This is a genomic window from Nocardiopsis sp. L17-MgMaSL7 (assembly GCF_003182025.1).
In the GTDB taxonomy this organism is placed as follows: domain Bacteria; phylum Actinomycetota; class Actinomycetes; order Streptosporangiales; family Streptosporangiaceae; genus Nocardiopsis; species Nocardiopsis prasina.
Window position 1 is genome coordinate 522,756 of sequence record NZ_QGTF01000003.1, and the last position, 24,318, is coordinate 547,073.

At 72.3% G+C, this 24,318-nt stretch carries 20 protein-coding genes; 10 read left to right on the plus strand and 10 right to left on the minus strand.

Translation table 11 applies throughout. The features are described 5' to 3' along the window. Positions 1–177 precede the first annotated feature (177 nt). From BDW27_RS07610 to BDW27_RS07620, 3 genes are all read left to right on the plus strand, one after another. Positions 178–3,246 (plus strand): penicillin-binding transpeptidase domain-containing protein, encoded by a 3,069-nt coding sequence (locus BDW27_RS07610; protein WP_370446456.1) that lies wholly within the window; start codon positions 178–180, stop codon positions 3,244–3,246. A gap of 567 nt (positions 3,247–3,813) precedes the next feature. Then, entirely contained in the window at positions 3,814–4,107 is a 294-nt protein-coding gene (locus BDW27_RS07615) for a hypothetical protein (protein ID WP_017544951.1), read from the plus strand. 164 nt (positions 4,108–4,271) lie between these two features. Then, entirely contained in the window at positions 4,272–4,520 is a 249-nt protein-coding gene (locus BDW27_RS07620) for a hypothetical protein (RefSeq protein ID WP_110048765.1), read from the plus strand. A gap of 94 nt (positions 4,521–4,614) precedes the next feature. Here BDW27_RS07620 and BDW27_RS07625 read toward each other — a convergent pair whose 3' ends face one another. The 6 genes from BDW27_RS07625 to BDW27_RS07650 form a co-directional block, all read right to left on the minus strand. Next, a complete protein-coding gene (locus BDW27_RS07625; RefSeq protein ID WP_110048827.1) occupies positions 4,615–4,941 on the minus strand; it encodes a DUF3040 domain-containing protein in 327 nt (108 codons plus the stop codon). 219 nt (positions 4,942–5,160) lie between these two features. Further along, a complete protein-coding gene (locus BDW27_RS07630; protein WP_110048828.1) occupies positions 5,161–6,249 on the minus strand; it encodes an ABC transporter ATP-binding protein in 1,089 nt (362 codons plus the stop codon). After that, complete coding sequence (locus BDW27_RS07635; RefSeq protein WP_017544947.1) at positions 6,246–7,055, minus strand: ABC transporter permease; 810 nt, start codon at positions 7,053–7,055, stop codon at positions 6,246–6,248. The genes BDW27_RS07630 and BDW27_RS07635 overlap by 4 nt, the downstream gene beginning before the upstream one ends. 44 nt (positions 7,056–7,099) lie before the next feature. Beyond that, entirely contained in the window at positions 7,100–7,951 is an 852-nt protein-coding gene (modA, locus tag BDW27_RS07640; protein WP_110048766.1) for a molybdate ABC transporter substrate-binding protein, read from the minus strand. Next, positions 7,944–8,345, minus strand: coding sequence for a molybdopterin-binding protein (locus BDW27_RS07645; RefSeq protein WP_017544945.1), 402 nt, complete (start codon positions 8,343–8,345; stop codon positions 7,944–7,946). The genes modA and BDW27_RS07645 overlap by 8 nt, the downstream gene beginning before the upstream one ends. A gap of 203 nt (positions 8,346–8,548) precedes the next feature. Next, positions 8,549–10,183, minus strand: coding sequence for a glycoside hydrolase family 10 protein (locus BDW27_RS07650; protein ID WP_110048767.1), 1,635 nt, complete (start codon positions 10,181–10,183; stop codon positions 8,549–8,551). A gap of 319 nt (positions 10,184–10,502) precedes the next feature. On the opposite strand from BDW27_RS07650, the gene BDW27_RS07655 reads away from it, so the two are divergent. Together BDW27_RS07655 and BDW27_RS07660 are read left to right on the plus strand one after the other, a co-directional pair. Next, positions 10,503–11,819 carry an isochorismate synthase MenF gene (locus tag BDW27_RS07655; protein WP_017544943.1) on the plus strand — a complete coding sequence of 439 codons (1,317 nt, stop codon included), beginning with the start codon at positions 10,503–10,505 and terminating at the stop codon, positions 11,817–11,819. Positions 11,820–11,982: 163 nt separating this feature from the next. Then, on the plus strand, positions 11,983–12,432 hold the full coding sequence (locus BDW27_RS07660; RefSeq protein WP_017544942.1) for a GNAT family N-acetyltransferase: 450 nt from the start codon (positions 11,983–11,985) through the stop codon (positions 12,430–12,432). 102 nt (positions 12,433–12,534) lie between these two features. Here the strand turns inward: BDW27_RS07660 and BDW27_RS07665 are convergent, their stop codons facing one another. The 4 genes from BDW27_RS07665 to BDW27_RS07680 all read right to left on the minus strand — a co-directional run bounded on the left by BDW27_RS07665 (position 12,535) and on the right by BDW27_RS07680 (position 17,910). Then, positions 12,535–14,550: a PhoX family phosphatase gene (locus tag BDW27_RS07665; protein ID WP_110048768.1), complete on the minus strand. Its 2,016-nt coding sequence runs from the start codon at positions 14,548–14,550 to the stop codon at positions 12,535–12,537. 341 nt (positions 14,551–14,891) lie between these two features. Continuing rightward, on the minus strand, positions 14,892–15,743 hold the full coding sequence (locus tag BDW27_RS07670) for an ABC transporter ATP-binding protein (RefSeq protein WP_199560575.1): 852 nt from the start codon (positions 15,741–15,743) through the stop codon (positions 14,892–14,894). Then, positions 15,740–16,837 carry an iron chelate uptake ABC transporter family permease subunit gene (locus BDW27_RS07675; RefSeq protein ID WP_110048769.1) on the minus strand — a complete coding sequence of 366 codons (1,098 nt, stop codon included), beginning with the start codon at positions 16,835–16,837 and terminating at the stop codon, positions 15,740–15,742. Before BDW27_RS07675 ends, BDW27_RS07670 begins: the two co-directional genes overlap by 4 nt. Next, entirely contained in the window at positions 16,834–17,910 is a 1,077-nt protein-coding gene (locus BDW27_RS07680; protein ID WP_110048770.1) for an iron ABC transporter permease, read from the minus strand. The genes BDW27_RS07675 and BDW27_RS07680 overlap by 4 nt, the downstream gene beginning before the upstream one ends. Positions 17,911–18,105: 195 nt before the next feature. Between BDW27_RS07680 and BDW27_RS07685 the strand changes: the two genes are divergently transcribed. From BDW27_RS07685 to BDW27_RS07705, 5 genes are all read left to right on the plus strand, one after another. Then, complete coding sequence (locus BDW27_RS07685) at positions 18,106–19,131, plus strand: iron-siderophore ABC transporter substrate-binding protein (protein WP_110048771.1); 1,026 nt, start codon at positions 18,106–18,108, stop codon at positions 19,129–19,131. Positions 19,132–19,225: 94 nt separating this feature from the next. After that, complete coding sequence (locus BDW27_RS07690; RefSeq protein WP_110048772.1) at positions 19,226–20,539, plus strand: alanine racemase; 1,314 nt, start codon at positions 19,226–19,228, stop codon at positions 20,537–20,539. Between the two features lie 150 nt (positions 20,540–20,689). Beyond that, entirely contained in the window at positions 20,690–21,280 is a 591-nt protein-coding gene (locus BDW27_RS07695) for a GNAT family N-acetyltransferase (protein WP_110048773.1), read from the plus strand. A 202-nt stretch (positions 21,281–21,482) separates the two neighbouring features. Continuing rightward, positions 21,483–22,997: a pyridoxal-dependent decarboxylase gene (locus tag BDW27_RS07700; RefSeq protein ID WP_255421466.1), complete on the plus strand. Its 1,515-nt coding sequence runs from the start codon at positions 21,483–21,485 to the stop codon at positions 22,995–22,997. Next, positions 22,994–24,313, plus strand: a complete 1,320-nt coding sequence (locus BDW27_RS07705; protein WP_110048775.1) for a lysine N(6)-hydroxylase/L-ornithine N(5)-oxygenase family protein — start codon at positions 22,994–22,996, stop codon at positions 24,311–24,313. The genes BDW27_RS07700 and BDW27_RS07705 overlap by 4 nt, the downstream gene beginning before the upstream one ends. The last annotated feature ends 5 nt before the right edge of the window (positions 24,314–24,318 follow it).

Below are 24,318 nucleotides of genomic sequence, written 5' to 3' on the forward strand. Positions count from 1 at the left end.
ATACCGTGTCCGGCACCCGCCCCTCGCGGGTGGGCTGATCGGACGGTCAGGAGCCCCGTTGTGCCCCGCGCCGAGAGGCGACCGCCATGCCGACCTCATCCTCGTGCCCCGCTCCCACCGAGGTGGGAGCGGGGCATCGTGGTATCTCCAGGAAAACGCAACGAAGGACGGTCAGGCGTGGACGAACGGTCCCCCCGGCAGCCGGATTCCTCCGGGCCGCCCGAGGATTCGGACGGTACAGAGGCGCGTCGACCGCGCCCGGAGAATCCCTACCGCATTCCGGCACGACCCTCAGGTGCCCGCCCCTCGGACACCGGGAACTTCGGGTTCGAGCACCCTCGCCCGGCTGACCCCCCGGCGCCGCCGGTGTCGGAGCCGAGCGCGCCCGCGGAGTCGTGGGGCGCCGACGCCGGCCAGTACGGCGGCGAGGCCTCCGATGGTGACGACGGGACGGACGACTCCTGGGGCGCCCCGTACCGGGGTTCGCGGCAGGAGTCCGAGCCGGAGTCAGCGCCCGCCGCTCCGGAGCCCCATGAGCCGTGGGGCTCCCCCAGCGCGCCGAGGTCCTCGGCGGAGAGCTGGGACGCACCGTCCGAGTCGCGGGCCCCCTCCGATTCCCCGACCGTCTCCGAGACCTGGGGCACCGCCCCCGAGCCCTCGTCCGACGGTTGGGACGCCCCCGCCTCGGAGACGTCCCGGTCCTCCTCGGAGAGCTGGACCGGATCGGCCGATCCGCAGGAGTCGTGGGGCACGCCCGTCGCTCCGCAGGCCTCCGAAAGCTGGGGTTCGGCCCCGGAGCCGCAGGCCGCACGGGACGAGTGGAACACCCCCTCGGGACCGCAGGCACCAGCCGACAGCTGGGGGTCCGCCTCGGAACCGCAGTCCCCGCAGTACGGCTGGAACGACCCCTCCGGACCACAGACCCCGACGGACAGCTGGGGCACTCCTGCTACTCCCCAGGCCTCCGAAAGCTGGGGTTCGGCCCCGGAGCCGCAGGCCGCACGCGAGGAGTGGAACACCCCCTCAGGACCGCAGGCACCAGCCGACAGCTGGAGTTCCCCTTCCCAGGCCTCCGGACCGGGCTGGGGGTCCGCCTCGGAACCGCAGTCCCCGCAGTACGGCTGGAACGACCCCTCCGGACCACAGACCCCGACGGACGGCTGGGGCACGCCCGTCCCGCCCCCGGGTTCTCAGGAGCGCCCGAACGCCTCCGGGGAGGAGCCCTACGAACCGTGGGGCACCCCGGTCGCGCCCAGGCCGCAGGACACACCCGGGCACGCACCCGAGGACGGGTGGGCCCAGACGGCCCAGGGGCACGAGAGTGTCGGGGCCGCCCACGAGGCCTGGCAGACCCCGTACGCGGGTCAGCCCGCCTACCAGGGCGACACCCCCTATCCGGGTTCCGCCCCGGAGCCGTCCGCCGGGTCCGAGGGCCGGGAGCGGGACGGCCGGGGAGAAGGCTACGAGTACCTCTACGGCGGAGCGGGCCAGGACGGTCCCGGTGGACCCGAGGGGCCGAAGGGTCCCGGTGGTCCGGACGACTACGACGCTTATGACGACTACGACCCGGGGCCGCCGCCCCGGAAGTCCCGGCGCGGGCTCGTCATCGGTGTGGTGGCGACCGTGGTCGTGCTGGCCCTGGTCGGCGCGGGCGCCGGTTGGTACGTGTACACGCTGCCCCAGCCCGAGGAGGCCACGACCGAGTTCGAGGCCGCCTGGGAGGAGCAGGACTTCGCCCGTCTGGCCGCCGTCACCACCGGCGACGACGCTGAGGCGATCCTCGGCGGGATCGACTCCGGCCTGGGAGTGGACGGTGTCGACGTCGAGGTCGGTTCCCCCACCACGGACGGCGGCACCGGCAGCGCCCCCTACGAGGTGACGCTCTCGCTGACCAACGCCAGTGACTTCGGTTGGGAGGGCGAGCTCCCGCTGCTGCGCGAGGACGGCGAGTGGCTGGTCGAGTTCTCCCCCGAGGTCGCCTACCCCGGGCTGGGTGAGGGCCAGACCCTGACCCGCACGGCGGTGTGGGGCGAGCGCGGCCAGGTCCTGGCCGCCGACGGCACCCGTCTGGACGCCGCGGACGTCTCCGGTTCGATCCAGATGATCGTGGGCGAGCTGGGCGAGGCCGACGAGGAGGACGTCGAGCGACTGGGTCCGGCCTACAAGGTCGGCGACACCGTCGGTAAGACCGGCCTCCAGCGCACCTACGAGGAGCGGCTGGCCGGTGAGGCCGCCGCGACCATCGTGATGGTGGACGCCGCCGAGATCGAGGACGGCCAGGCTCCGGAGGTCACCGAGGAGAACACCGTCGCGTCCCTGGACGGCTCCGACGGCGAGTCCGTCACCACGAGTTTCGACATGGGTGTCCAGAGCGCGGCCGCCAACGCGATCATCGACGCGGACGACCCCGCCGGTCTGGTGGCGATCCGTCCCTCCAGCGGTGAGATCCTGGCGGCGGTGAACGTGCCGGGCGGCTTCAACCGGGCCTTCGAGGGGCAGTACCCGCCGGGTTCGTCCTTCAAGATCGTCACCTACAGCGCACTCCTGGACAACGGTCTGTCGGTGGACGCCTCCATGGACTGTCCGGAGGAGTACGAGCTGGGCGGGTGGCCGTTCCGCAACGCGGGCGGCGCCGAGTACGGGCAGCAGTCGGTGACCGAGGCCTTCGCGACCTCCTGCAACACCGCCCTGGTGCACGAGATCGGCCAGGTCCTGAGCCCGGAGACCCTCCAGGCCAGTGCCGAGCAGTTCGGGATGAACGCCCCGCTGGACATCGGTGTGAGCACCCAGGAGCCGAGCTTCCCGGCCGTGGACAGCACCACCATGATGGGCGCCCAGGGCATCGGCCAGGGTCAGATCCTCACCTCGCCGCTGCACATGGCCACGGTGCCCGCCGCCGTCGCGGACGGTGCGTGGCGGCAGCCGGTGCTGGTCACCGAGCCCGCCCGGGACGACCTGCGCGAGCCGCAGACCATCGGCAACGCCGAGGCCCTGCGCCCGATGATGCGCGAGGTGATCACGGACGGCACGGCCAAGGACGCCGGCTTCCAGGGCGAGGTGTTCGGCAAGACCGGCTCCGCCGAGTTCGGGACCGCCGACGACGCCGACGAGGACGACGAACTGCCCACCCACGCGTGGATGGTCGGTTACAAGGGCGACGTGGCCTTCGCCCTCGTGGTGGAGGGCGGTGGCGGCGGTGGGTCGGTCGCCGGTCCGCTGGCCGCCAAGTTCACCAACGCGCTCTAGGCGCACGCAGGGAAGACAGAGGCCCCGTCCGGATCACTCCGGGCGGGGCCTCTCGCATGGACGTAGTACGACAAGCCGCCCGAGGGTTCGTGCATACGCCTATGACCGACACCCATGAGACAAGACGGCTATATTTCGATCACGACCGAGATCGAACTCATTTCAGAAATTGCACGAATTCTCCCGGAAGAAATTCCGGGGAGGATTTTTACTGGATCCGAGTAAACGGAACGACACCCTCGCGCGTAGCGACCCTCGCGCACCGGTCGGGACCGGCATATATTTCCGACATAGCCGCCCCGGACATTGGGCATACCCACCAGCATCCCCCACCAGAGCGGGAATCCCAAGCACGGAAACGCGGTCCGACGGCAACTTTCCAGTCACGCCCACCACTTTTTCGTTTAAGAAATTACCGAGAATTCAGCGATTGATCGGCCGACCCAGCGGACATCTAAACAGCGGGAGCCGGACACCAGCTTCCCGGAACGAAACAAGAGTGACCGGACCGGAGTCCAACCAAAGGGGCGGATTCCCGGACCGATCGCACTGAGAGGAAATCAGACGATGAACCGCAAGACCGTGACCCGTATCGCCTTCGCCGCCGTCATCGCCCCCGCCCTCGCCTTCGGAGCTCCTGCGGTGGCCATGGCCGACACCTTCTACGGTGCCGGTGGCAGCTACGCCGGCCCCAAGGGCGCCGGCCAGGGCGGCGTCTTCTCCGCCGCCAAGTCGGGCCACGGCCACGGCCACGGGCACGACCACGACCACAAGGGTCCCAGCACCATCTACATCAAGGGCTTCGAGACCGCTGGCCCGTGGGGCGCCGCCCAGGGTGGCGTCATCAGCGGCACCAACTAGCCGACGAGGCGGTGTTCGACGGGCGGTGACCGTCACGGCCGGAGCCCGGGGGGCACCGGGTGACGCGCCGGGGTGAGTGCCCGCCGAACACACCCCAGCAGTGTCGAGGGGCCGGCGCGCGGAGCGTCGGCCCCTCTCCGGTACTCAGACGAAGGACAACACCCATGGCCCATTCACGTCGCATGATGACCACAGCGGTCCTGGCGCTGGGGTTCGCCCTGGGCACACCCGCGCTCGCCGCCGCCGACTCGTTCTTCCACAGCGAGGACTCCTGGGCCGGTCCCGAGGGCGCCTCCCACACCGTGACGCGCAGCGTCGCCAGGGACGACGGTTCCGTCTACTTCGTGACGGTCACCATCACCGCGGGGCCCGACGGGGCGACGGTGTCCCATGTCCGCAGCGCGGCTCGCTGAGCGCGGCAGCGCCGGACGACGGCCGGTGGTCCCTCCCGGGGCCACCGGCCGTCGTCGTCCTCCCTCTGCTCCGAACCCCGTGGGGCACGGGTGGTCAGTCGGCGGGTGCGGGTACACGGTCCACGGTGCCGCCCTCCGGTGCCGGTTCGGCTCCCTGTGAGGTCTCGGCTGGGCGTGGTGTGTCCTCCGGCTGCGGTGCGCTCGGCGTGAGCACGAACAGCAGGACGAGCAGCCCGGCGGTGACCGCGGCGATCAGTCCGCAGGCGACCCAGGGCTTCCAACTACGCAACCCGGGGTCGATGGGGGCGTCGGGATCATCGCTCCCGAACGCCTCGAGGCGGCCGGCCAGTGCCGGAGCCTCTTCGCTGAGTTGTCGCTCTATTTCCGCGAGGATGCGTCGTTCGTGCTCTCGCAGGGACATGAAACCCTCCTCGGCCACTGAGGGAAGGACTGTCGTCACCGGATGTCCTAGAGTCTCCCCCGGGTGGCGTCCGGATATCCAAGGCTTCACGGTAATTCCGTACCGTTTTTTCACTGTTGAGTACCAATGGGATGGTTTGTTTCATGATGTGAGAACCGGGTTTCGCGCCCGGAAAGGCAGAGTGCGCCGCCACGAGGCCCCCACCGGGCGGGCAGCCGCTCAGCCCGGGTAGCACTCCACCTCGGTGGCCTTGACCCCCGCCCAGACCGTGTCGCCCCGTGTCAGCCCCAGCTCGGCCAGGGCCGCGGGGGTGATGTCCGCCGCCAGGGACAGCGGCCCCGTCAGGTGAACGCGGACCTGGTCGCCGAAGCGTTCGATTCCCTCCACCGTCAGGCGCCACACGTTGCGGGTACTGCCGTGGGGGTGCTCCGGGTACAGGGCCACGGCGCGCGGCGGGAAAGCCACCAGGGCGGGCCCCTCATACGGTTCACGCGGTGTCACCCGCGCGACCTCGTCCGCGCCGTCCTTCCCCGGGGCGCTGTCCAGGGCCACCGTCTCCCCCTCGCCCCGCCCCTGGAAGAGGTTGAGTCCCACCAGGCGTGCCACGTAGGAGGTGCGCGGACGCCGGGCCACCTCGGCGGGTGCGCCGCGCTGCACGACGCGGCCGGACTCGACCACCGCGATGCGGTCGGCCAGCACCATGGCGTCCAGCGGGTCGTGGGTGACCAGCACGGTCACTCCGTCGAAGTCCTCCAGCAGGTGGCGCAGGCGGGCCCGGACGTCGATCCGGGTGCTGGCGTCCAGCGCCGCCATCGGTTCGTCCAGCAGCAGCAGGCGCGGTCGGACCGCGAGGGCGCGGGCCAGCGCCACCCGCTGTGCCTGGCCCCCGGACAACTGCCGGGGCCGGGAGTGGGCGTGGGCGGCCAGATCCATGTGATCGAGCAGTTCGGCGGCGCGTGAACGTGCCTCCGCCCTGCTGGAGCCCTGGCAGCGCGGGCCGAAGGCGACGTTGTCCAGGGCGCTCAGGTGCTCGAAGAGCAGGTAGTCCTGGAAGACCATGCCGATGGGCCGGTGTTCGACGGCGGTGGTGGTCTCGTCGGCGCCGTCCACTCGCACGTGGCCGCCGGTGAGCGGGACCAGCCCGGCCAGGGCCCGCAGGGCGGACGACTTGCCCGCCCCGTTGGGGCCGAGCAGGGCGATGATCTCCCCGGGCCGGGCGCTCAGGGCCACGTCCAGGGTGAAGTCGCCGCGCGTCAGGCGCAGTTCGGCGTCGAGTCCGGCGGTGGGGGCCGGGGTGGTGGGCCTCACGAGGCGTTCACCCACCTTTCGCGCAGGGTGGCCAGGACCACCAGGGACACCAGGAGCAGGACCAGGCTGAGCACGATGGCGGCCTCGGGGTCGCGTTGCATGGCCATGTACACGGCCAGCGGCATCGTCTGGGTGGTGCCGGGGAAGTTCCCGGCGAAGGTGATGGTCGCGCCGAACTCGCCCAGGGCGCGCGCCCAGCAGAGCACGGCCCCCGCACCGATGCCGGGCAGCACCATCGGCAGGGTGACACGGGTGAAGACGGTGACGCGGTCGGCGCCGAGGGTGGCCGCGGCCTCCTCGTAGCGCCGGTCCGCGCCGCGCAGCGCCCCCTCCACGCTGATCACGAGGAAGGGCATGGCCACGAACACCTGCGCGATGACCACCGCGGCGGGGGTGAAGGGCAGGGTGAGCCCGAACCAGGCGTCCAGGTACTGGCCCACCAGGCCGTTGCGGCCCAGGACCAGTAGCAGGGCCACGCCGCCCACCACGGGCGGGATCACCAGGGGCACGGTCACCAGGGCCCGGACGAAGCGGCGTCCGGGGAACTCGGTGCGGGCGAGCAGCCAGGCCAGGGGCACACCGAGTAGGAGCGAGACGACGGTGGCCACGGTGGCGGTGGACAGCGACAGCCACAGGGCGGCGAGCACGGCGGGGTCGGTGACGCGGGCGCCCATGGTGGGCCAGGGCGCGCGAACGAGCATCCCGGCGAAGGGCAGGACGAGGAAGAGCACACCCGCGACGGCCGGAACGACCAGGATCCAGGGGACGCGCCCGGCCCGGGGGCGCCGGACCCGACCGCGCGGCACGGGTGTACGCGGTCGGCGCCGGGAGCGGTCGGGGGTCTGTGCGGTCACGGTGCGCCGAACCCCGCGCCTGTGAGGACCGCGGCGCCCTCGGCGGAGGTGACCGCCTCGATCCACGCGGCGGCGAGGGCGGAGTCGCCGGAGTTCGCCAGCACGCCGATCGGGTAGTCGTTCACGGCCTCCTCGGCCTCGGGGAACTCCAGCCCCTCGACCCGGCCCTCGGCGGAGATGACGTCCGTGGAGTAGACCAGACCCGCGTCCACCTCACCCAGCTCGACCTTGGTGAGGACGGCGCGGACGTCCTCCTCGTAGGTGACCGGGGTGATCTCCAGGCCGGAGGCGCCCACGGCGGTCGTGGTGGCGGCACCGCAGGGCACCTCCTCGGCGCAGAAGGCCGCCTGCACCCCGTCGCCCGCGAGGTCGGCCAGATCCCCGATCCCGGCGGGGTTGTCCGGCGGCACGGCGATGCGCAGGGTGTTGGTGGCGAAGACCAGGCCGTGTTCGCCGTGTTCACCCGCCCAGTCGGCGTCCAGGCCCTCGCCCTCCACCACCTGTTCCATGGTGGCGGTGTTGGCGGCGGCGAACACGTCGGCGGGCGCCCCGGCGTTGATCTGCTGGGCCAGCTCGCTGCTGCCGGCGAAGTTGAAGGTGACCTCGACGTCCGGGTACCGCTCCTGGAAGTCGTCGGCGATCTCGGCGAACACGTCCGTGAGGGAGGCGGCGGCGAAGACGGTGAGTTCCCCGGAGAGGGCGTCCCCGGAGGTGTCGGCCCCGTCGCCGGGGCCGGTGTCCTCGGCTCCACAGGCGGTCAGCGCGACGCCGAGGGCGGCGACGGCGGCGAGCCCGGTGAGCGGCCGGTGGCCGCGACGCCCGGCTCGTCGGGGGGAGCGGTCACGCATGGTCTTCTCCGGTGGTCTCGATGATGACGTTGGTGGACTTCACGACGGCCGTGGCCACGGTCCCGACCTCCAGGCCGAGCTCGTCGGCGGCCTCACGGCTCATCAGGGAGACCACCCGGTGCGGTCCGGCCTGGATCTCGACGCTGGCCATGACCTGGTCGCGGATCACGTGGGTGACCAGGCCGTGGAAACGGTTGCGCGCCGAGGAGACGCGGCGGCCCGGGTCCTCGTCGGCCCCGGCCCGCATGAACGCGGCGAGTTCGGCCCCGTCCAGGTGGCGGCGCCCGGAGGGGTCGCGGGTGGCGGCCAGGCGGCCGGAGTCCACCCATCGGCGCACGGTGTCGGCGCTGACGCCGAGGAGGTCTGCGGCCTCGCTGATCTGGAAGGTCGGCATGGCAGTAACCTACTACTCGCACTTACAAGGTTTTCATGGACTTTGGGCTAGCAAATCATAGCTTTATCCGGTGGATTCTGGCGAATGTGCCGGATGGAGCACGAGCGGGTGGAGTGCGCGGCTGAGCGTCGCGGCCCCGCCGGACACAGAACGGGCCCGCCCCCGTGTGGGGAGCGGGCCCGTCGGTCCTGCCGGGTCGGTTGTCAGCCGCGCGGGTCGGCGATCTCGCTGACCGGCCCCTCGGCCCGGTAGTCGTCCAGGGCGGTGACCACGTATCCGGCCCCGTCGTCCAGGGGCTCGGTGTCGGTCAGGCCGGGCTCACCGGTCATGCCGACCAGGTTCTCCGGTGCGAGCGCGGCACAGTAGGCCTCGTCGTCACCGGACTCCAGGGCCTGGGCGGCGTCGGCGGGCAGACGGTAGACCGCGTAGAAGCGGGCGTCCTCGATGGCCTGCCACTCCACCTCCACCTCGTCGTCGCCCTGGGCGGTGACACCGGTGGGCGCGCCGACCCGGGGGCCGTCGCCCTCGGGCGAGTCGATCACCGGGGGCAGCGCGGGCTGGGCGTAGTGGGACTCCTTGAGGTGGTCCACCGCGTCCGGGTTGTCGCGCATGCTCTTGATGGAGAAGTAGATGTCGCCGGAGACCTGGTCGAGCTCACCCGAGTAGTCGAGCTGGGTGCTCAGCGCGTCGTCGCCGGTCCAGCCGCTCTCCCCGAGCCGGTAGGCGCCCTGGCCCACGTACAGGTCCACGTCGGTGCCCTCGACCTCGTCGGCCCACCAGTCGGTCATGGCCTCGTAGTCGGCGGTGGAGAAGCCCCGCTCCCAGTACAGCTGGGGCGCGACGTAGTCCACGGTCCCCTCCTGGATCCAGGTGCGGGTGTCCGCGTACTGCGCGTCGTAGGACTGAAGGCCCGAGCTGGGCGAACCGGAGGAGTCCGTGCTGTCGTTGCGCCAGATGCCGAACGGGGAGACACCGAAGCTCACCCACGGCTTGGTCTCCTGGATCTGGCCGTGCACGTCACGCATCAGCTGGTCGACGTTGTCGCGCCGCCAGTCGGCCCGGTCGTCGAAGTCTCCGCCGTACTCCTCCCAGGTGGCGTCGTCGTCGAAGGTCGCGCCGTCCTGCGGGTACGGGTAGAAGAAGTCGTCGAAGTGCATGCCGTCGACGTCGTAGCGCTCGACGACGTCCATGATGACGGAGGTGACCCACTCGCGGACCTCGGGGTTGCCCGGGTCCACGTAGGCCTCCTTGCCGAAGTCCACCAGCCAGTCGGGGTTCTGCTTGACGGGGTGGTCGTCGGTGAGGTTCTCGATGTCGGGGTCCTGGAGGCCGACCCGGTACGGGTTGAACCAGGCGTGCATCTCCAGGCCGCGCTTGTGCGCCTCCTCCACCGCGTACTCCAGCGGGTCGTAGCCCGGGTCCCCGCCCTGCTCGCCGGTGAGGTAGCGGGCCCACGGTTCGAGGTCGGAGTCGTATACGGCGTCGGCGGTGGGCCGGGCGTGCAGGAACACGGCGTTGAGGCCCATGTCGACGGACTCGTCGAGCCACTCGTCGAGTTCGGCCTTCTGCTCGTCGGCGGACAGGCCCGGTTCCGAGGGCCAGTCGATGTTGCGGACCGTGGTGAGCCAGGCGCCGCGCATCTCGCGCTTGTCGCCGTCGGTCCCGCACTGGGCGGGGGCGGCGATGCCCTCACCGCCGGGGACGGCGGCCTCGGCCCCCGTCTCGGGGGCGCCGTCCTTCGCGGAGCAACCGGCCAGCAGTGCCGTGGCCGCCGCTGCGGCCGCCGCCCACCGTGCTCCGGCGCGCGGAGTACTCACGTTCCGTGCCTTCGAACGCATCAACAACAGATCTCCTTCGGGAGGTCCGCGCGCCGCCGTCCCCTTGGCGCCACGCCGCGAACCAGAGTAGAGCAAGATGTCAATTTTCGGACACGATTCGGGCAAGGTGTGGATAACGTCGCACAGGGTGCTCAACGGGAATGTTTTGCCAGGTCAACGAAGCACCGCCCCAGAAGCGCCTCCGGCTCGTCACACCCCCGTTCGGGCAAAGTTCGCCCCCGGTGCCTGGCCCGCGCCGAGGAGCGCTCCCGGCACGCATCGCCCCGACGGGGCCGACCCGGGACACAACGTCCCAGGCCAGGTCCTAGAATCGAGTCCCGTGAACGCCGTGCCGCACCCCCAGAAGCCGAGCCACCCGAACACCGACGCCAGGAAACTGTTCGTCCACACCGTCGCCCTGCGTGACCGCGTCGGCAGCAGTCTGGTGCGGCGCCTGCCCACCGGGGTCCCGCTCGCCTGGCTGACCGGAGACGACGGCGTCGTGGGCTGGGGCGAGGCCGCCCGGCTGGAGTGCGCACCGCTGCCGGAGGGCACCGAGCCCACCGACACCACCCGGTTCGACGAGGCGGCACGCTGGTTCGACGCCCTGCTGGAGCACGCCGAGGTCGAGGACGAGGTCGAGCTGCCCGGCACGGGACTGGTCACCTTCGGCACGTTCACGTTCGCCCCCACCTCGGCCGGTTCGACGCTGATCGTGCCGCGCGTGGTCGTGGGCCGCCGCGAGGGCCGCACCTGGTTGACCACCGTGACCGACGAGCCCGGCGCCCACCCCGAGGAGCTGCTGCGCCCCAACTCGGCTCCGCGGCCGGTCGGGCCGGTGCGGTGGCGCCCCGGGTCCCTGACCCGCGAGGAGTGGATGGGCGCGGTGGCCGGAACGGTCGAGCGCATCCGCGCCGGTGAACTGGAGAAGGCCGTGCTGGCCCGGGACTCCTTCGCCGACGCCGAAGCCCCTGTCGACGTCCGGGTGCTGTTGGAGAGACTGCGCACCCGCTTCCCCGCCTGCTTCACCTTCTCCGTCGGCGGCATGGTCGGCGCGACCCCCGAACTCCTGCTGCGCAGGGAGGGCGACCAGCTCACCTCGCTGGTCCTGGCCGGAACCCGCCCCCGTGGCGAGGACCCCGAGTCCGACCAGCGCCTGGGTCAGGAGATGCTGGCCTCCGCCAAGGACATCGAGGAGCACGGGCTGGCCGTGGACTCGCTGCGCGACGCCCTGGAACCCCTCGCCGAGGAGCTGGTGGTCCCCGCGTGGCCGCACCTGCTCAAACTCGCCAACGTGCAGCACCTGGCCACCCGCGCGCACGCCCGCCTCTCCACCGGGGTGTCCGCCCTGGACGCGGTGGCGGCACTGCACCCCACGGCCGCGGTGGGCGGCACCCCCACCGCGACGGCGATGCGCCTCATCGCCGAGGTGGAGGGCATGGACCGGGGCGGGTACGCCGGACCGGTGGGCTGGCTGGACGGCGCGGGCAACTCCGAGTGGGGTATCGCGCTGCGCTGCGCCCACGTGGACGGCGCCCACGCTCGCCTGTACGCGGGCGGTGGGATCGTGGCGGGTTCGGACCCGGCGTCGGAGGTGGCCGAGGCCGAGTCGAAGTTCCGGGTGATGCGTGAGGCCCTCACGGACCCCGAAGGCTGAGAGTCCGGGTCCCCGGGCGGCCTCCGAAGGTCCTTCCGGAAGCCGGAGGGCGGCCCCGGGGCACTGACCGCACACCCCTCCCGCGAGGCGGGGTGTCACCGCGCTCCAGGGGCGCGGTCCACGGCTTCACACACGGGAAACACGGTTGCGGCAGGCTCACTGCATGAACATCGAACTGGTCCCCTGGGACGACCCCGACGCCGCGGCGCTCCGCGCGTGTCAGCGGCGGGAGATCGCCGAACGCTACGCGTCCCCGGACTCGGAGCCGGGTACCCCGCCCTCCGCTGAGGACATCGCCGTGTTCGCGGTGGTGCGCGACGACGAGGACACCGCCGTGGGCTGCGGTGGGCTCAGGGACCTGGGAGAGGGGTTCGGCGAGGTCAAACGCATGTACGTGGTGCCGGAGAGCCGGGGTTCGGGCGCGGCCTCCACCCTCCTTCACGCCCTTGAGGACTGGGCCCGCGACCGGGGCTGGACGTGCCTGCGACTGGAGACCGGTGAGCGCCAGCCGGACGCGGTGCGCTTCTACACGAAGGCGGGCTATGGTCCCGTTCCGCCCTTCGGTGCCTACGCGGACGCGCCCGGAGCGCTCTGTTTCGAGCGGGTCCTGTGACCCCATGACCGGTGGCACGGAGACCGGCCCCGGTTCCTCCCCCACGACGGAGGGAACCGGGGCCGGTGGCTCGGTCCGGAGCGTCACGGCCCCGGGCAGTGGTCAACTGCCGATGTCGCGGCCGCCCTTGTGCCAGGCGCAGACGACGGACGGGCGCGGGAAGTCCCCGTCCGGCCAGAAGCTGGTCGGCTGTTCGACCGTGCCGTTCTCGCCCGGGTGCTGCGGGGCGAGGAAGACGGTCTTCTGGTCGTCGGTAATGAGCGGACCGCAGGTCTCGGCCTCGACCGGGACGGTGGCGAAGGTGCGCAGCTCGCCGCGGAAGCGCCCCTCGACCGGGACCACGTGCAGGGCGTCGTTGATCCCGAGGCTGCCCGGCTGGCCGTCGGTGGAGATCCACAGGTTGCCGTGCTTGTCGAAGGCCACGTTGTCGGGCGCGGAGATCGGCATCACCTTGGACTTGTCGTACCCGGCGAAGTAGGTGGACTCGTCCTCGGGGTCACCGCAGACGATCGGAACGACCCAGGTGAACGTGGTGGACGCGGAGTCCGAACCGTCCTCGATGATCTCCAGGATGTGCCCGAACTTGTTGGGGCCGCGCGGATTGGGCTCGTCGGCCTGGCCGGGCTCGCGCGCGCTGTTGTTGGTCAGCGCGCAGTAGACCTTGCCGGTCACCGGGCTGGGCTCGAAGTCCTCGGGACGGTCCATCTTCGTGGGGCCGACCCTGTCGGCGGCCAGGCGGGTGTGGATCAGTACCTGCGCCACCGTGAAGCCCTCGACGAAGCTCTCGGTGTCGGTGCACAGCGGGATCCACTCGCCGGTGCCGTCGAACTCACCGTCCGAGGGCAGCGCGCCGGTGCCGTCGATCTCCTCCTCGGGGCTGTTGCCCTCCAGGCGTGCGACGTAGAGCGTGCCGGAGTCGAGCAGCGTCATGTTGTGTCTGCGGGAGCCCTCGACGTACTTCTTGGCGCTGACGAACTTGTAGATGTAGTCGAAGCGCTCGTCGTCACCCATGTACGCGGCGACTCGGCCGTCCTCGGTGAGGTTGACGTTGGCGCCCTCGTGCTTGAAGCGGCCCAGCATGGTGCGCTTGGCGGGGGTGGAGTCGGGGTCGTGCGGGTCGATCTCCACGATGTAGCCGAAGCGGTGCGCCTCGTTGGGGTGCCTGCCCAGGTCGAAGCGCTCGTCCACGCGGTCCCACCGGCGACCGTCGCGGCCGGTGGAGAAGCCGTAGCGGGCGTAGGGCTCGGTGTCGGGGGCGGCGACGAAGTACTGGTTGTAGTTCTCCTCGCCACTGAGGATGGTGCCCCAGGGGGTCGTGCCGCCCGCGCAGTTGTTGAGCATGCCCAGGACCCGTGTGCCCTCGGGGTCGGCCTCGGTGCGCAGCAGCTCGTCCCCGGCGGCGGGGCCGGTGAGCCGGAACTCCGTGTCGAGGGTGACGCGCCGGTTGAAGGGCCGCTCGCCGTCGGCGAGCACCCACTGGCCGGTGTCGTCCACCCGGTCCAGCTCCACCACGGAACCGCCGTGGGCGGCCATCGCCACGCGAATCCACTCGGGGTCGGCGTCCGCGCCACCGGAGTACCCGCGGAACATCAGTTCCTCGTTGGTGTACTCGTGGTTGACCCAGAGCAGCCCGCTGTCGTCGTCCAGAGGCAGGAAGCCGACGTAGTCGCAGTTGTAGCCGAACTGCCGGGCCTGGGCCTCGGCGGTCTGGTTGTCGAAGTCGAACTCCGGGGCGTCGGGTAGCACCGGGTCGCCCCAGCGGACGATCACGTGGTGGTCGTAGCCCTCGGGGACGGTGACCGCGTCGCGGTTGTTGGGCTGGACGCTCCTGAAGGTGGGGCGGGGCGAGGGGTGCGGGCGGTCGGGTCCTCTGTCCGCCGACGCGGGGCTCAGCGCCGCCAGGCCGAGGGCGCTGGCTCCGGCGCCCACCGCCGCTCCCTTGAGCGCGGTGCGCCGCGAGAGCACGCCCTGGAAGATGTCACCGAAGTACGCGTTGTCGCTCCTGTTGGGAGCGGGATGGAAGCAGGCGTTGCCGCACCGGTACTCGCAGGTCTTGGGGGATCGTCCTCCTCCGACTCCAAGCAGGGGCAGGAGGCGGCGGGGCGCGGATGGGGTCACACGTTCTCCTCGGGGATCGTGATCGCTCACACGCCCCCGTGCGGCTGCGGGGTGCCGCTCAGCGGCGCGCCAGCGATCGTGCAGGAGGTCCTGCCTGGTCGCTCACGACCTTGGCCGAGGTTTCACACGCCGTGGTGAAACCCGGGTGAACGCGCCGACAACTCCCCTGACACGGCCGGGGGCATCACTCTGCAAAGTCGTACGAACACGCTCCGTCGGACCTTTGTGGTGATCCTCGCCTACCCACTCGATCACGTCCAGAAGCCTCGCCCAGGTCGGAGTGTCCGCGTGTCCCCGGCCGCTCCCCGCGGTGCGGGCCCCTCTCCTCTCGTGGCGGCGGTTCAGTGCCCCGCGCGGCCCACGGGAACCACCAGCGGGCCGCCCGAGACGGGGTCCTCGGCGACCACGGCCTCCAGGTCGAAGGCCTCGCGCAGCAGCTGCGGGGTGAGCACCTCGGCGGGCGTTCCGCTGGCCACCACCCTGCCCTCGCGCATGGTGATGATGGTGTCGGCGTAACGGGCGGCCAGGTTGAGGTCGTGCAGGACCATGACGATGGTGCGGCCGCCCTGCCGGTGCAGGTCGCGGACCAGGTCCAGGACGTCGACCTGGTGGACGAGGTCCAGGAACGTCGTGGGTTCGTCCAACAGCAGCAGGTCCGTGCCCTGGGCCAGGACCATCGAGATCCACGCGCGCTGACGCTGGCCGCCGGACAGTTCCTCCAGCGGGGAGTCCGCCAGCTCCAGCAGGCCGGTCCGCTCCAGGGCGGCGGAGACGGCCTGGTGGTCGTCGCCCGACCACTGCCGGTACCACCGCTGGGACGGGTGGCGGCCCCGCGCGACGAGGTCGGCGACGGTGAGTCCGTCGGGGGCGGTCGGCTGCTGCGGCAGGACCCCCAGGACCTGGGCGACCTCCCGTGTGGGCACCCGGTGGATGTCGCGGCCGTCGAGCTCCACCACACCGGAGCGCGGGCGCATGAGACGGCCCAGGGCGCGCAGCATGGTGGACTTCCCGCAGCCGTTGGGACCGATCACGCACGTGACGGTGCCCTCGACGATGTCGGTGTCCAGGCCGTCCACGATGGTGCGTTCGTCGTAGGCCAGGGTGAGGCCCCGCGCGCTCAGCCGGGTCCGGGGCGTGTCCGTGTCGGCCGGGGCCGCCAGGAGCGGGTTCGGGTGGGTCTGTTCGGTGGTCACGCCTGGACCTTTCGGTTGCCGCGGACGAGCAGGTACACGAGGTAGAGGGCGCCCAGACAGCCGGTGACGATACCGACCGGGAGCTGGACGGTGCCGAAGATGTTGCGGGCCACGAGGTCGGCGGCGGCCACCAGGGCGGCCCCGACCAGGGCGGAGAGCAGCACCGGCGGCCGTGCGGCGCGGCCGAGGCGCAGGGCGATCTGCGGGGCGGCCAGCGACACGAAGAGGATCGGTCCGGCCGCGGACGTGCCGAACGCGGCGAGGAGCACGGCCAGGACGAGCATGCCGGTGCGGGCGGTCTCCACGCGCACGCCCAGTCCTCGGGTGACGTCGTCGCCGAAGGACAGGGCGTCCAGGGTCCGCGCGCCCACCAGGGCCAGCGGCAGGAGGACGGCGAGGGCGACCGCCACCGGCAGCGCGTGGGCCCAGGTGCGCATGGACAGGCTGCCCGCGATCCAGACCATGGCCCGGCCGCTGTCGTTGACCTCGCCGAGGGTGAGCATCCAGATGGTGACGTTCATGAGGACGGTGGACACGCCCACGCCCACCAGGAGGAGACGGAAGCCGTCGATCCCGTTGCGCCAGGCGAGCCCGTAGCAGAGCACCCCGGCGGCCAGGCCGCCGATCAGGGCGAGGGCGGGCACCCCGATCTGGGCGAGCGGACCGCTGACGATCCCGTAGCTGCCGCCGAAGGCCATCACCGCGACCACGCCCGCGCTGGCTCCGTGGGTGACGCCGAGCAGGTCGGGGCTGGCCAGGGGGTTGCGCATGATCGCCTGGGTGATGGCACCGGCCGCCGCCAGCGCGGCGCCCGCGAGCAGGCCGACCACCACGCGCGGCATGCGCACCCGCCAGATGGTGAAGTACTCGTCGTAGCTGGTGCCGACGACGTTGGCCCACACCTGGGCGGGGGTGACGAACACGTCTCCGACGGACAGGTTGAGCCCGGTCAGGGCCACGATCGCCAGGGCCGTGAGCGCTCCGACGACGATCAGGCGTGGGCGGAGCGGGATCGCGACCGGGCCGAGGGTGACCGCGCGCGCCCGGCGCGCCAGGGGGTCGCGCGGGGCCCGGGGTTCGAGTGTGGCGGTCACAGGGCGAACAACCTCCGGCGGCGGACGACGTGGATGAAGAAGGGCGCGCCGACCAGTGCGAGGACCACCCCGACCTGGAGTTCGCCGGGCGGGGCGAGGAACCGGCCGAGGATGTCGGCTGACAGGAGGAGGACGGCGCCCATGAGGGCCGAGTAGGGGATCAGCCATCGGTAGTCGGCCCCGACGATCCCCCGTGCCAGGTGCGGGACGATGAGCCCGACGAAGGCGATGGGCCCGCAGGCGGCGACGGTGATCCCGGTCAGGAGGGTGATGGCCACGAGGCCGACGAGTCGGGCCCGGCCGACCCGGAAGCCCAGGGCGCGGGCGGTGTCCTCGCCCAGGGCCAGGGCGTTGAGGGCGCGGGCGTTGGCGAGGGCCAGCACGGCGCCGAGGAGCACGACCGGGATCATCTGGGGGATGATCGACGGGTCCCGGCCGGAGAGGGAGCCGACCCGCCAGAACCGGAAGTTCTCCATGGTGGACTGATCGAGCAGCACCAGCCCGGAGGCCACCGAGTAGGCCATCCAACTGACGGCGGTGCCCGCGAGAGCCAGGGTCACGGGGGTGGGCCCGCGCCCGGGCACCGAGGCCACCGCGTAGACCAGGACCACGGCGGCGCCCGCCCCGGCGAAGGCGAACCAGGCCTGGGTGTGCAGGGCGGTGACGCCGAAGAAGTAGATGCCCGCCACGACGGCGAGGGCCGCACCGAAGGTGACGCCGAGGATGCTGGGGTCGCCCAGGGGGTTGCGGGTGTGGCCCTGCATCAGCGCGCCGCCCAGGCCGAGGCTGATCCCGGCCAGGAGGCCGAGCACGGTGCGGGGCAGGCGGATCTCGTTGACGATCGTGTCGGCCTCGGGTCCCGCGCCGGTGGTCAGAGCCTGCCACACCGTGACCGGGTCCAGTGTGCGGGCGCCCACGAGCACGCTGGCGGCAAGGGCGAGGACCAGCAGCAGGGTGAGCAGTGCCAGCCCGCCCAGACGGCGTGATCGTCGGGCGGCGACGGCCGAGCGTGCCGGTTCCCGGGAGCGCGGTGGCCCGGCCGCCCCCTGGGACGGGCCTGTGGTCTGGCTCACCGGATCTCCCCTCACAGGAAAAGGCCAGGCAGACCTAAGTTAGGTTTGCCTGGCCACACTTGGATGATCTAAGTTTGCCACGGTTCACACCAGAGAGTCATCCCGTCCGACCGTTAGTCATGTTCTGGCAGCTCGTCGCGACAACCTCGACGGAGCGGCGCCGGAACCGCCCACACCACTCCGGGAGCCCCCATCATGACCCACCCCCTCCTCCCCCGCCGCGCGGGCCTGGCCGCCCTGGCGGCGGCCTCCTCGCTGGCCCTGCTCACGGCGTGCGGCGCGGCGGGCCCCGGCGAGGACGCCGTCAGCGGTGGCGGCGACGGCGCGACCGCCGAGGGATTCCCCCTCACCGTCGACCACGCCATGGGCTCCACCGAGATCGCCGCCGCCCCGGAGCGGGTGCTGCCCCTGGACTTCACGTACGTGGACGCCGTCCTCGCCCTGGGCGGGAACGTGGTGGGCCACACCCAGATCGCCGAGAACCAGGACGGGCTGCCCGAGTACCTGTTCGAGAGCGACTGGAACACCGGCGGCGCCGACGACGCCGAGTCGGTCGGCCTGCTGTGGGAGATCAGCCCCGAGCTGGTCGCCCAGACCCAGCCCGACCTGATCCTGTCCGCCGAGGTCCGCCACGGCGACGCCTACGACCAGCTCGCCGAGGTCGCTCCGACGGTCATGTCCAGGGACACCGGGGCCTCCTGGAAGGACAACCTCCGCCTGACCGGCGAGGCCATGGGGCAGGCCGAGGAGGCCGAGCGCCTGGTCACCGAGTTCGAGGAGCGCGCGGCCGCCATCGGCGAGGAGATCACCGAGGTCCACGACGGCGAGGCGCCCACGGTCTCGGTGGTCCGCTTCGCCGGGGACGCCGAGGGCGTGCGGCTGTACACCCGCAACTCCTACGTGGGCGTGATCCTGGACGACCTGGGCCTGCCCGCGAGCGAGCACACCGAGACCGACTCCGAGGAGATCGCGACCTACCACAGCCCCGAGCGCCTGCTCGACCTGGAGGCCGACCGGATCCTGGTGGCCACCTACGACGACGGCGCGGGCGAGGTGGACGAGTCCAAGGGCGACTACGTCACCAACCCCCTGTGGGACCAGCTGGAGGGCGAGAAGACCGACGTGGACGACGCCTACTGGATGTCCGGAGTGGGTCTGATCTCCGCGCACGCGGTCCTCGACGACGTCGCCGAGGTCTTCGGCGTCGACCCCCGGAACTGACCACCCCCTCGGGGCCCGGACTCCGGGCCCCCTTTCCCTGCCCTGAACCGCGCACGCTCGGTGCGCGGACCATGACACGACGAAAGGGCATCCCATGGAACCGCCCCGCTCCTTCGAACACACCCCCGCCCTGTCCGCCGACGTCCTCCCCGAGGCGGTCCGCCGGGCCGCCCTCGAACTGGCCGACTCCCCCGGTTCCGGGTACGTCTACGACCCGGCCCTGGCCGCCGACCGCGTGCGCACCCTGCGCGCGGCCCTGCCGGACTGGGCCCGCGTGTACTTCGCCGTCAAGTCCAACGGGTTCCCCCCGGTGCTGTCGCACCTGGCCCGGACCGTGGACGGGTTCGAGGCGGCGTCGTTGAGCGAGGCCCGCACGGCCCTGACGGCGCTGCGGGAACGCGACCAACCGGAGGGTCCCGGCGAAGGACCGGGCGCGGGTTCCGCGCCCCGTGAGCGGATCGCGGTGAGCGGTCCTGGAAAGACCCCGGAGATGTTGCTGGGTCTGGCCCGCCTGCGCGCCGAGCGGGGCGCCGACGTGGTGGTCAACGTCGAGAGCGAACTGGAGCTGCACCGGGCCGCCGCCGCTGCCCGTGCGGCGGACGTCGTGCTCCCGGTGACGCTGCGCGTCAACCCCGAGCGGGTGCCGGTGAGCGGGTCCCTGGTGATGGGCGGCGCGCCGAGCCCCTTCGGGCTGCCCGAGCCCCGGGTGCCGGACGCGGTGGCGGCCGCGATGTCCCTGCCTGAGCTGGACCTGGTGGGGTTCCACGTCCACGCGGTGAGCGGCAACACCGACGCCGTGGCGCACGCCGCCTACGTGCTCTGGTGCCTGGAGTGGGCGGCGGAGACAGCCAAGCGGCACGGGGTGGACCTGCGCGTGGTGGACGTGGGCGGCGGGCTCGGGGTGCCCTTCGAGGAGGGTGACGGCGAGTTCGACCTCACCGCCCTGGGCGCCGCCCTGGCCGCGCTGCCCGACCCGGGAGTGGAGGTGGTGTTCGAACCCGGCCGGTGGATCGCGGCGCCGACCGGCTGGTACGCGGCGCGGGTGACCGACGTGAAGTCGGCCTACGGCGAGCACTTCGCGGTGGTACGCGGCGGCATCAACCAGTTCCAGCTGCCCACGTCCTGGGAGATCCGGCACAACTTCGCGGTCGTGGAGGGCGGGGACTGGCCCCGGGACCTGCCCCGCCCCGGAGTGGAGGGGGCCTCGGTAACGGTCTCTGGTGAGCTGTGCACACCCGAGGACGTGCTGGCCAGGGACGTGCGAGTGGGCTCGCTGCGCGCGGGTGACGTGCTGGTCTTCCCCAACGCGGGCGCCTACGGCCACGAGTTCGCCATGCCCGCGTTCCTGGCGCATCCGGGGGCTCCGAGGCGGACCGTCGACACCCGCGCCACCCGCGCGCAAACGTGAGCTTGAGCACTCGACTGGAGCATTGACTTGCTTAGGTTAGCCTGCCCTAATTGAACCCGGCTCACATGACGTGACCGAAACACCACGGTCGCTCCGGCGACACACCCTCCCCCGCGGCACCCCGAGGACACCGACGAAAGAGCGCCCCCGATGCCCGTGACACCCGCTCCCACGGCCGGACCAGCGCCGGACGCCCAGTGGCACCTGGAGAACCTCCGGGGCCACGACGTCATGGCCGACCCCACCCCCTGGATCAAGGCCTACGAGACGGTCCACGCCGACTCCCTGCACCTGCCCGATCACCGGGACCCCACCTTCGGCGAACGCCTGGCGTTCAGCGCGGCGCGGCCCGGCTTCCGCCTCACCTCCTGCCGGGTCGACGGCGAACCGGCCGGGTTCGCCTACGGGTACACGCTGCCCGCCACCACCGGCTGGTGGGACGGGTTCGAGCCCCTGCCCGGCGTCGACGCCGACGAGACCGTCCGGGAGCGCCCCGGCCGCACCCTCGCCCTGTGCGAGGTCCTGGTCCACGAGCGGTTCCGCGGCTTCGGCGTGGCGCGCCGGACCCTGACCCTGCTGCTGGGAGACCGCCGGGAGGAGCGTGCCGCCGCGCTGGTCTCCGAGAACAACACCCGCGCCCTCGACCTCTTCCTCGACAACGGCCCGCGGCACGTGGGCGACCTCGCTCCGCACCCGGGCTGGCGCAGGCACCACGGTCTGGTCCGGCCCCTGCGCCCCTGAGCCCGCTCCCCTGACCAGCCGGTCCGCCGGCCCCGGCCCGCTCACCTCCGGAACGCCCCACACAGGGGCCCTCCCCCGCACCGTCCGGCCCGGCAGCATCCCGGAACGGTCGGCGCACCTCCACCAGCCCCGCGTGTTCCGTACCCGGACCCACAGGAGCCCGACACCCATGCCCATCACACAGAGTGACTCGACTCTGACCATGAGCACCCCAGGTGACAGCGAGACCGACCCACCCGCTCCCCTCCTCGCCTCCAGGCTCGCTGGCGCTCCCGGCGGTCCCGCCACGGTCGCCGCCCTCGTGGGGAAGGCGGCCGAGGCCCTGGCCACCGCCACCGCCCTCCGGGGCGGTCCCCTGCCCGCACACGGCCCCGCCGAGGTGGCCGAAAGGGTCCACGCCGCCCTGGGCCCCCTCCTCCCCGAACCCGACGCCTCCGCCGAGACCGTCCTGGAGCGGCTCACCCACGCCCTGACCCTGGGCGCGGCCGACCCCGCCCACCCCCACTGCGCGGCCCACCTGCACTGCCCGCCCCTGGCCGTCGCTGTGGCGGCCGACACCGTCGCGTCGGTACTCAACCAGTCCATGGACTCCTGGGACCAGGCCCCCGCCGCCACCGCCCTGGAGACCGAGGTGGTGACCGAGCTGGCCGGGCTTCTCGGCTACGACGGATCCGGTTCCGGAGGCGTGGTCACCTCGGGCGGCACCGAGTCCAACCTGACCGCCCTGCTGCTCGCCCGCGACCACGCCCTGCCCGGAGCCGGGCGCCGCGGGGTGGCCGGGACCACCGGCACCGCCCGGCCCCGCGTGCTGTGCGGCGAGGCCGCGCACTTCTCCGTGCAGCGCTCCGCCGCCCTCCTCGGTCTGGGCGAGGACGCCGTGGTCACCGTCGCGGTGGACGAGCGGCACCGCATGCGCCCCGAGGCGCTCCGCGCGGCCGTCGAACGCGTGCGCGCCGAGGGCGACACGGTCGTGGCCGTGGTCGCCACCGCCGGAACCACCGACCTGGGCGGTGTCGACCCGCTCGACGCGGTCGCCCGCCTGTGCCGGGAGTTCGGCGTGTGGCTGCACGTGGACGCCGCCTACGGCGGCGGAGCCCTCTTCTCCCGACGCCTGCGCGGCCTGCTCACCGGGATCGAGGACGCCGACTCGGTCAGCCTGGACCTGCACAAGCTCGGCTGGCAGCCGGTGGCCGCCGGGGTGCTCCTCACCCGTGAGCGCGCCCTGTTCGCGCCGCTGTCCCGCTCGGTGGAGTACCTCAACCCCGCCGACGACGAGGAGGCGGGCTACCCGAGCCTGCTCGGCTACTCGCTGCGCACCACCCGCCGGGCCGACGCCCTCAAGATCGCCGTCACCCTGCGGGCCCTTGGCACCGACGGGATCGGACGCCTGGTCGAGGCCTGCCACGACCTCGCACTGGAGACCGCCGCCCTGGCCGCCGCCCACCCGGACCTGGAACTCCTGGCCACGCCCAGCCTGACCACCGTGGTCTTCCGGTACCGCGCGGGAGAGCACTCCGACACCGTCAACGCGCGCCTGCGCCGCCGCCTGCTCGAACAGGGCCGCGCCGTGGTCGGCCGTACATCGGTGGGCGGCCGGGTGTGGCTCAAGCTCACCCTGCTCAACCCCGACACGACCGCCGACGACACCGCCGCACTGCTCGACGAGGTGGTCGGGGCGGGCGCCGCCGAACGGACCGTCCCCGAGGAGAACCGTTGACCCTCCCGCACGACGACCACCGCGTCCACGACCTGGTGGGGGTCGGCCTCGGCCCGTTCAACCTCGCCCTGGCCGCCCTCGCCGACGCGGTGCCCAGGCTCTCCGCGCGCTTCCTGGAGGCGCGTCCGGACTTCTCCTGGCACCCGGGGCTCCTGCTGGAGGGGGCCCGCCTCCAGGTGCCCTTCCTCGCCGACCTGGTGAGCATGGTGGACCCGACCAGCCGGTGGTCGTTCCTGTCCTACCTGCGCGAGCACGACCGCCTCTTCCCCTTCTACTTCGCCGAGCACTTCCACGTGCCGCGCCGCGAGTACGACGACTACTGCCGGTGGGTCGCCCGCAGCCTGGACTCCTGCCGGTTCGACGCCGAGGTCACCGCCGTACGCGCGGAGGACGACGCGTTCACGGTCGAGTACACGCGGGCCGACGGATCCCGGGAGGCCGTGCGCGGCCACGCCCTGGTACTCGGGATCGGCACCGCTCCGGTGCTGCCCGAGCCCCTGCGCGCGCTGGAGGGCGAACGCGTCCTGCACGCCGCCGACTACCTCGACCACGCGGACGCCCTGGCAGGGGCGGGCGACGTGACCGTCGTCGGCTCCGGACAGTCGGGCGCGGAGGTCTTCCTGGACCTGCTGCGCTCCCCCGAGCACCGCGACACCCGGGTGCGCTGGCTGACCCGCTCGCCCGCCTTCGCCCCCATGGAGTACTCCAAGCTGGGCCTGGAGCACTTCACCCCGGACTACACGGCCTACTTCCACGCCCTGCCGGAGCCCGTACGCGACCGCCTCGTGCCCGAGCAGTGGCAGCTCTACAAGGGCGTCAGCGCCGACACCATCGCCGAGATCCACGACGTGCTCTACGAGCGCGGTATCGGCGGCGGCGAGGTCGGCGCCTCACTGGCCGCCCAGTGCGAACTCGTCGGGGCCCGCGCGGAGGGGGACGGCTACGAGCTGCGCTTCCGCCACCGCGAGCAGGAACGCGCGTTCACCGTGCGCACCGACGCCGTGGTGGCCGCCTCCGGCTACGCCCAGCGCGCACCCGACTTCCTCGCGCCCGTGGCCAAGTTCCTGCGCACGGACGCGCGCGGACGGCACGTGATCGGGGCGGACCACCGTCTGGAGACCGATCCCGCGCTGTCCACCCCCATCCACGTGCAGAACGCCGAGCTGCACACACACGGTGTCGGCACCCCGGACCTGGGCCTTGGTGCCTGGAGGGCCGCCACCATCCTCAACAGCCTCACCGGACGCGCCGTGTACCGGCTCCCCGAACGCACCGCCTACCAGACCTTCGGCGTACCGGCCGGGGAACACCGGTGACCGGC